The organism is Streptomyces sp. NPDC094147, from assembly GCF_044764265.1.
Taxonomy (GTDB): domain Bacteria; phylum Actinomycetota; class Actinomycetes; order Streptomycetales; family Streptomycetaceae; genus Streptomyces.
In genome coordinates this window covers 1-8,625 of the sequence record NZ_JBIWHT010000066.1, presented here as the reverse complement: position 1 = coordinate 8,625, position 8,625 = coordinate 1, and the positions used below count along the sequence as shown (strand labels likewise).

The window sequence follows — 8,625 nt, the reverse complement described above, 5'->3', positions numbered from 1 at the left end:
GCCTCAAGACCCGCACCACCTACGACGAAGCGACCGCCTGGTCACACCACGCCCAACCCCATCCCGCTTGACATGAAACGTCATGGGATGTCTGAGCCCTTGCGTCATGTCCTGGTCGTCGAAGACGACAGTTATATCGCGGACGCGATTGGCTTGGGCTTGAGGCAGTTTGGTTTCACGATGACCCATGCCGCTTCGGGGCAGCAGGCACTCGAGGCCTGTGCCCGCAGCGATCCTGACCTGATCGTGCTGGACATCATGCTCCCCGACATCGACGGCCTGGCCCTGTGCCGTCTCCTGCGGGGATCCGGATCGGATGTACCCGTTCTCTTCCTCACTGCGCGGGACAGCACGGCAGACACTGTCGCGGGGCTGCGCGCCGGCGGCGACGACTACATGACCAAACCGTTCAGCACCGCCGAGCTGGCGCTGCGGATCCGGGCCATCCTGCGCCGCATCGAGCCCCCCGCCGATGCAATCAATGCCCCTCTCAGTTATGCCGACCTCACCGTTGACCCAGCTGCCCGCGAAGCCCGCCGAGGGTCCCGCACGGTCGAGTTGAGCGCGACGGAGTGCAGCCTGCTCTGCGCTCTACTCAGCCATGCGGAACAGGTCCTGACCCGCGATGCACTCCTCGAGGCGGTCTGGCGAGACGAAAGCGACGTACAGCCCGGCGTCCTGGGCACCTACATCTCCTACCTGCGCCGCAAGCTCGACCCCCTGGGCCCGCCGCTGATTCACACGGTCCGCGGAGTGGGGTACATCCTGCGCCTGAACGAGCCCCACAGCGAGGTGTGACCCGGCAGTACTTGGGGCATGCCGTCTGCGTGCTGATGCCGATGCAGTCAGCGGCCGACTGCCGGATCCCCGTGGGGGAGAGAGGCGGCGGCAGGGAGGGTGAGGGCAAACGTGGCCCCCTCGCCCGGACGGGAGCCGACGGTGACCGTGCCGTGATGAGCGGTGACGATCGCTGCCACGATGGAGAGCCCGAGTCCGGCGCCTGACCCGGATCCGTCGGGTGCTGAGCTCCCCGGTGCGATCTGTTGCATGCGCTGGCGGCTGGTATCTGCCCGGAAGAACCGGTCAAATACATGGACTGCCTGGTCGGCTGTCAGGCCAGGGCCGTCGTCGCGTACGGAGACCTGAACGTGGTGGGGTCCGCCTGTGACGGTGACAGTGACCTGCGTTCCCGGCGGGGTGTGGCGGTGGGTGTTGGCGAGGAGATTGACCAGCATCTGGTGCAGCTGGTCGGGGTCGCCGTGCACGTGGCAGTCACCGCTGATGGACGCGGTGATGGCATGCCCGGGCGAGAGCAGGCGCATGTCGGTGACGCTGTCGGTGGCGAGCCCAGCAAGGTCCACGCGCTCACGGTGCGGGGCCGTATCGGCGTCCAGCCGTGACAGCGTCAGCAGGTCGGAGACCAGTGTCGTCATGCGCGTGGCCTCGGCCTCGATGCGGGTGAGCGCCCGCTCTCGTTCGGTTTCCACGATGTCGTGGCCGCCGCGCAGCACCTCGGCGTAGGCGCGCACGACAGCCAGCGGGGTGCGCAGCTCGTGGGAGGCATCGCCGATGAACTGCACCATCCGCAGCTCCGAGGCGTGCAAGTCGGCGAAGGCTTTCTCGTTCTCGTCCAGCATCGTGTTCAGCGCGGTCGCCGCCTTTCCGATCTCGGTGCCGTCCGCGGGTAGGGGCACACGGTGGGAGCGGTCACCCGCGGCGATCTGTTCAGCGGTAACTGCGATGGCCTGCAGGCGACGGACACTCCTGCTGACACTGAACCAGGCGGCGATGGCGGTGACGGCAATGAACGTGATCCCGGCCCAGACCCGGATAGTCCCGATCACCGAGAGGAGGGCTTTGCCTTCCGGGTCAGAGGTGGCGATGATCAGCTGTCCTGGCAACAGGTGCGTGGGCGTCACGTCGAGGTAGTACTCGACGCCGTCGATGTGTTTGCGTCCGTCAAAAGTGTTCTCGTTGGCCGACGAGTTGGTTCCTTGTTGTGGCACGCTGGCGATGATCCGAGGAACAAGCTCGCTCTCTCGGGGGTTGACCATCTGGCCGAAGGCGCCGGATGCGTGGATGACCTCCCCCCTGTCGGGGCGCCAGATCGCGACGGAGTGCCGGCTGATGCTGATCGCCAGTTCTTTTGCCAGCTGGGCTCGCTGAGCTGGGAGTAGCGGTTCGGACAGCGCACGGCCGTCCTCGCCCGTGCGTACATCGATCTCCCCCATCACGGCCTGTGCCCCAGAGGTGTCCTGCCGCACGGTGTCGACCCACCTGGCAGTGATCCGGTCGGTCAACTGCTGGTTCATGACAGCGGCGTAGGCGAGGAGCCCCGCTGTCGCACACAACACGATGATCACTGTGAGCCGGACATGCAAGGGCACACGTCGCAACCTCGTCCGACGGCTCATCACCAGTGACACCTCGTTCCGGAGCAGCCCTCGGGTCGTCGGTCTCCCCAGCGCCGCCAGCCTGGGGAGCAACCGCCACGTGGGCGGATCCACAGCCGTCGGCCCATTCCAATCCTTGAATCGTGCCCATCACTGACAGCGGGCTGTCCGGGTGAGTAGACGTGGTCAGGGTTCCACGCCTGCGACCCATCTGACCAACCCTCACTCCCGGCCGCATCTCGGGGAACCCCGGTGCGGCGGTTGACGACAGGCTCAGGCGCTGGCAGGCCTGGTCGCCTTCCGGTACAGGGCGGCTGCATCTTCGTCGAGCCGGATGCTGTAGGACACCTCGGGGCTGTCGCCGCCGCCGTGGTAGCCGCCGAGGACTCCGGTGAGGCGACCGTCGGCGGTGATCCATGGACTGCCGCTGGTGCTGGAATCGAAGCGTGGGCACTCCATGAACTGGTGGCTGTCGCCGAAGGCCTTCGTGACAGTAGTGCAGGTGAGGGCGGACTCTTCGGCGCGGTTGTAGCCGGTGACCGTGACCTTGTTCCCGGTCGTGCCACTGGTGTCCGGTACGGAAGCCCCGGTGACGTCCTCAATCCGCTTGCCGTCCCGCGCCGCGACGGTCGTGAAGGCAAGGTCGGCGTCCTCGGTTTGATCGGTGACCCATCGTTTGTCGGCGTAGGCCTTATCAACCTTCCAGGCGCCGTGGGGAGCCTGGCCGTTGGCGTAGGCGGGCACGAAGACCGTGTCCGAGACCGCCCTGCCATCGACGCCTGCGGGAAGACAGTGCGCTGCCGTGACGATCAGGTTCCGTAACGGGCTATGCACGACAGACGCCGTGCACCAATGACCGCCGTGCACATCCTTATGGAACAGCGCGCCCACATAGGCCGGCTGGTCTCCCGGCACCCGCCGGGACTCCGGCACGACGCCGACCGTACCCACCGTGCCGGCGGGCGCGGCGCCGGTGGCGGTCAGAACGCCACCCAGTGCGAGCAGTGACCGCACCGCCCGCTTCGTTTTCGGAATGCGCATGGCCTCTACCCCTGCCTCGCCGCACGGCGAGGACCTCCTGATGGCCGGTCGTGCACCTTGCACTGTGAGTGCCGCCAGCTCACCCCGTGCCTCGCGGCTAACCGCGAGGCACGAAGTGGTCAGCTCTGCGAGCCCCTTCCGGCGCGAACGTGATCGCACAGACCCGCCGTGGCGGGCCCTGCCGATCGACTGCCGGCTGGGACCGGGTCCACGCCCTATGGCAGTACTGGCGTGGCACAAACCGATTGCCGAGTTCCACGGACGGCTGCGCGGGAAGGCCACCAGAGCGAAGGCGAAATGCCGAGCTACCCGTGGCGATCATCGACCCTCAGCCTCCCCGGCCATGCCGCTTTCCTCACGCCGTATGCAGCGAGCGGCTCTGCAGTACTGATCCAAGTTGGGATTACGGACTACTTGGTCACCAGGTGGCCATCCTGATACATCTTGACGTTGAAGGTACTGCTGATAATCAGCTTCCCGTCCTTGCTGCCCAGTCCCATTTTGGAATTGGCAATGGTAGGAACCCCGTCGGCGTTCGGAATTATGAGCAGGCTGCCGGAAGATTTGAACTTGACGGCCGTACCCTCTTTGAATGCACCGTCGATGAGCAGATATCCCTTCCCCCGGAGCCGGACCTGAAAGCTCCCGCCGGACGAGTGTGAATACTCCCAGGCGGATGCCGAGCTGCTGCTACAGTCCACGACTCCGGGCTGATCCGAGCCGTTGTCGCCCATGCACTCGTCGTTGTCCGCAATCAGGTACCCCCCCTTGTTCTTCATGACCTCGGTCGGAACCGCGACCTTGCCGATCTTCATGGTGTCGCCGTAGGCGTCGGTGATGGCCTTGTCGATCGCCTTCTTCTGCTCGTCGGTCAGGCCGAGGCCCTTGCCGATGTCGGTCTGCCTGACCCATGCGGCTTCGCCCTGGGCCTTGGCCCGGTTTGAGGCATTGTCGTACCCCCTGCCCAGATGCGTGACCAGTGACGAACCGACCCCCGCGCCGTCGACCGAGAGGTAGTCCAGATCCTTCTTGTCGCGTCGGTACTCCGTCACCTGGTGCCCGCTGGCACGAAGCGCATCGACGATGAGCTCGTACTTCTGGGCGCCGAAGACCTTGCCGCCCATCTCGGTGTAGCCGTCCTTGTTTTCTTGCTTGAAGACCTCGGCCTTGATGGCGCCGGCCTGGTCCTTGATGCCGTTGTCCCGCGTGGTCTTGAGGTGCTTGGCGAGCTCGTCGCGCAGGGCCTGCTTGTTGACCTTAAGGCTGTCCTGTGCGGCCTGACCGTGGTCGTCGCTGTGCTGGTACGCGTAGTCGAGCTGGACTTCGGCGTAGGCGGTGAAGGAGGCCGCGAGCTGTTCCAGGTACTGGTAGGACTCCCAGCCGGCCTTGCCCTGCTTCTCGGCGATCTTGATGAAGCTGGCGACCCACGAGAGATGCTGGAGATCGGACAGCTTCGGGACCATGCCGTCGGCGAACTCGTTCTCGATCTTGTTCCAGTCCGGCTGGTTGAGCAGGCGGACGAGCGGATCGTTCTCGCCGAATAGTCCCGTGGCGAAAAGGTTGATCGCAGCCGCGCCGTTCAGGGTGAGGTCCTTGACAAAGGCGTCCCAGCCCTCGGTGGCGAGCGCGTAGATGAGCTGCCCGGCGACGGTGACGGCGGAGATGACGGCTCCTACCGGCCCGGCGGAGAGGCCAACCAGGTAGCCCGCTGCGTAGCCGGCGGAGAAGGCGAAGTTGGCGATGGCGTCGCGCAGCTTGGTGGGATTGTTCAGGACGGAGGGGTCGAAGATGTTCGCGACGGCGCCGCCGAGGCCGAGGAGTGCGCCGGCTCCGGCGTAGTGCCCGCTGGCCAGGGCGAGGACGGAACTCGTCTGGCTCAGGGAGGCGAGGAGGCCGTCATCGCCGCTCTCGATCGTCTTGCGCAGTCCGTCGAAGGTGGCGTACCGGCCGGCGACTTCGTTGACGATCTTGTCGGCGCCCTTCCACACGTTGCCCATGGACGCGTAGGTCTGGGCCTTGGGCAGGCTGGAGACCAGGGAGGTGCGCTGGTCTTCCGGCTTGCCGGCCTTGACCTCGGCGAGCCGCTTGCGGGCGAGCTCCAGCAGCTGGTCGTAGGTCTTGTATTCGAACTTCGGCACGCCCGTGGCCTGCGTTGCGGTGGTCCCGGCAGCCGGCGCGTGCTGTGCAGCGGTCTTGCCCTGAGCCAGGGCCTTGTCGAAGTTCTGCTGCGCGGTAGCGATCTGTGCAGCAGTGGCGCCCTGGGCAGTGAGCTTGTCGACAACGGCCTTGCGGGCATTGGCGATAGCCGCATTCGAGGTCGCCTGCGAGACGGCGGCAGACTTGATGGTGGGGGCGTTGACGGCCATCGCCGTCTGCGCGCCCATCTCGCCGAGGAGCACCAGGCTCATGACCGCGGTGACCGATATGGCGGTCTTCTTGCTGATACGCATGACGGAAGTGACTTTCCTTGATGGGGATGAAGACGGCCTTGCCCGCTTCGGGCAAGGAGCGTGGCCGAAGTGGCGGAGCCGGGTGGTTTGAGCACCGCTGCTGGGGCGGCGTGCACCCGGCCGTTCCGGGCGTCCGCCGGCTGGTGCCCCGGTCAGGGCGGGTTCACATGACCGGTGGTAGGGGACGCTGAGGGGCCGGGTGTGATTTTGGTGCGCCGTGGTGGGCGAGTTAGAGGGCGACGCCATGGGTGCGCAGGTAGGCAACCGGGTCGATGTCGGAGCCGTAGTCGGGCGTGGGGCGGATCTCGAAGTGCAGGTGCGCGCCGGTGACGTTGCCAGTCGCGCCAGTCAGGCCGATCTGCTGGCCGGTGCTCAGCTCAGCGCCCGCGTGGACGGTGATCTGGGACAGGTGGGCGTACTGGCTGTAGAGGCCGTCCGGGTGGCGGATGACGACCTGGTTTCCGTAGGCGCCGCCCCAGCCCGCGCTGACGACCTGGCCCGCGGCGATGGCCTTGACCGGGGTGCCCTCGGCCGCGGCGAAATCCACCCCGGTGTGGTAGCCGCTGGACCACATGGCCCCGGACTCGTGGTACGGGGTGATGACCTGGTCCTGGTCCAGCGGCGCGGTGGCGGCCGACCCCAGACCGGAGGCCTGCTCCGCAGCCGGGACAGAGGCGCTGTGGCCCTCGGCGGGAGCGGCCGGCTGACCGGATGCGGCCGTGCCCGTGCCGCCCAGGTCCGGGGCGGTGCCGCCCCGGGTCAGGCCGGCCTGACCCGAGCACACGGGCCAGGCGCCAGGGCCCTGGACGTTGAGGACCTTTTCCGCGATGGTGATCTGCTGTTCCTTGGTGGCCTGCTCAGCGCTCGGAGCGTACTGGGTGCCGCCGAACTCCTGCCAGGTGCTGGGGGTGAACTGCAGACCGCCGTAGAAGCCGTTGCCGGTGTTGATGGCCCAGTCGCCGGAGGACTCACAGGCCGCGATCGCGTCCCAGACGGATACCGGTGCGGCCTGGGCGTCGGCGGCGCTCCACACAGGGAAAGCCATAGCGGCCAGCGCGATCGCGGCCGCCGTCCGGCGCCGATGGGACCTGGTGGGGGCCCAGGCGTGAGGAAAGAGGGACATGAGTATGTTGAGGTTCCTGTGGCGAGAGACGGTGGCGCCATACGGGGCACAGCAGGGCCTTACAGGGCCCCGCTCTCATTGCTGAGCAGAGGCGGGCGGGTCAGCCCACACGTCTCCGCAACGGACTTCAGAGCGGCCATTCGGCGCGTGCCGACCTGGGTCCATCGTCTCTAGCGTTCTCTGTGCGTTTCGTGTGAACGTCGGGCCAGCTCGCAGTGTCCTCCCGCGGCGATCTGCATCAGCAGCTGCAATCTCCCGACCGGGCGGTGCCTCTCCTACACCGTGCCGGTCGGGCATATGCCTCGCCTGACGGCGAGGACATCCCACGTCATGACGCGAAGGGTGCGGCATCACGGGCGTCAAGCCTGGTGGCGAACTGGCATACTGGTTCGTGGGTTCGGTGGAGCTCCGGTCAGTTTTCGAGCAGCCGTCGCGGGCACTGTGCGCTCTACCGACTATGTCGGTCGGCAGCCATGGTGATCGATCGCGTGGTTCGTCCAAGGGCAGGCCGCGCCGTAGGGGTGACGGCCAACTACACTCGCTGATCGTGGCCCAAGTAGCCCTTGGCGAGGAGCTCTTTGTGCAGGACGGAACCTGGTCCGAAAATGAGAGATGAGCCCAGGTCAGCGAGGTAGTGGCTGACGTGTGTTCATGCGGCCTGGATGGGGTCGAAGCGGACGGTGAAGCCGAGGGCGTTGGCCTGGCGGGTGATGCGGCGCATGGCGCGTTCGGGGTCGTACTTGGCGTAGTAGTCACCGCCGAGGTCGGCGTACTCGGTGTCGTGGGTGAGCATGTGCCAGACGGCGGTCAGGATCGAGTGTTCGAGGGCGACGAGGGGTTTCTTCTTGCCGAGGCGGGGCACGAGCCGGTGGTAGCGGGCGCCGAGGTAGGTGGTCTCCCGGGTGCGGGAGGCGCCCATCGCCGCGGTGCCCAGCGCGGCACCGAGCCATCGGTTGCCGTGGCGTCTGCGGCCGGACTTGTGCTTGCCGGCGGACTCGTGATGGCCGGGGCAGACCCCGGCCCACGAGGCGAGGTGGCCTGCGGTCGGGAAGCGGGACATGTCTCCGCCGCTCTCGGCGATGATGACCTCGGCAACCCCCTGGCCGACGCCGGGAATGGTCTGCAGCAGCTCAAGACGGCGTGCGAAAGGGAGTATCTACTCCTCGATCCGCGCCGACAGTTGGCCGATGGCCTCGGTGAGGTGGTCGATGCGTTCCAGGTGCAGGCGGCAGAGGAAGGCGTGGTGTTCGCCGAAGTTCCCGGTCAGGGCCTCAACCAGCGCGGGAATCTTGGGGCGCATGCGGGCTTTGGCCAACTCCGCCACGGCGTGGACATCGCGTTCGCCGTCGATCAGGGCGGCGAGCATGGCCCGTCCGGAGACGCCCATGATGTCGGTGGCCACGCTGGAGAGTTTGATGCCCGCGTCCTCCAGCTCCTTCTCCAGCCGCTGGACTTCCCGGGTCCGCTCAGCGGTCAGGCTGGTGCGGTAGCGGGTCAGGTCACGCAGGTGCCGGACCGGCTCCTGGGGTGCCGTTGAGCCAGGCGTCGATGCGGACGAGGTTGAGGGCCATCGCGGTGAGTACGTGTTGCAGGTGGGTCTTGGCGAGACCCTTGTAAT

The 8,625-nt window shown here is 66.8% G+C and carries 7 protein-coding genes; 1 reads left to right on the top strand and 6 read right to left on the bottom strand.

From position 1 onward, the window contains the following. Positions 1-87: 87 nt before the first annotated feature. Positions 88-798, top strand: coding sequence for a response regulator transcription factor (locus ACIQ8J_RS35475; protein WP_403278191.1), 711 nt, complete (start codon positions 88-90; stop codon positions 796-798). A gap of 47 nt (positions 799-845) precedes the next feature. On the opposite strand, the gene ACIQ8J_RS35470 is transcribed toward ACIQ8J_RS35475, so the two are convergent. From ACIQ8J_RS35470 to ACIQ8J_RS35445, 6 genes are all read right to left on the bottom strand, one after another. Further along, positions 846-2,312, bottom strand: coding sequence for a sensor histidine kinase (locus tag ACIQ8J_RS35470; protein ID WP_403278192.1), 1,467 nt, complete (start codon positions 2,310-2,312; stop codon positions 846-848). A gap of 354 nt (positions 2,313-2,666) precedes the next feature. Then, positions 2,667-3,434 (bottom strand): trypsin-like serine peptidase, encoded by a 768-nt coding sequence (locus tag ACIQ8J_RS35465; RefSeq protein ID WP_403608139.1) that lies wholly within the window; start codon positions 3,432-3,434, stop codon positions 2,667-2,669. A gap of 410 nt (positions 3,435-3,844) precedes the next feature. Next, on the bottom strand, positions 3,845-5,884 hold the full coding sequence (locus ACIQ8J_RS35460) for a hypothetical protein (RefSeq protein WP_403278194.1): 2,040 nt from the start codon (positions 5,882-5,884) through the stop codon (positions 3,845-3,847). A gap of 229 nt (positions 5,885-6,113) precedes the next feature. After that, complete coding sequence (locus ACIQ8J_RS35455; RefSeq protein ID WP_403278195.1) at positions 6,114-6,929, bottom strand: transglycosylase family protein; 816 nt, start codon at positions 6,927-6,929, stop codon at positions 6,114-6,116. Positions 6,930-7,656: 727 nt separating this feature from the next. Then, a complete protein-coding gene (locus ACIQ8J_RS35450) occupies positions 7,657-8,133 on the bottom strand; it encodes a transposase (protein ID WP_403608141.1) in 477 nt (158 codons plus the stop codon). A 30-nt stretch (positions 8,134-8,163) separates the two neighbouring features. Then, positions 8,164-8,409: a hypothetical protein gene (locus tag ACIQ8J_RS35445; RefSeq protein ID WP_403278196.1), complete on the bottom strand. Its 246-nt coding sequence runs from the start codon at positions 8,407-8,409 to the stop codon at positions 8,164-8,166. Positions 8,410-8,625 lie beyond the last annotated feature (216 nt).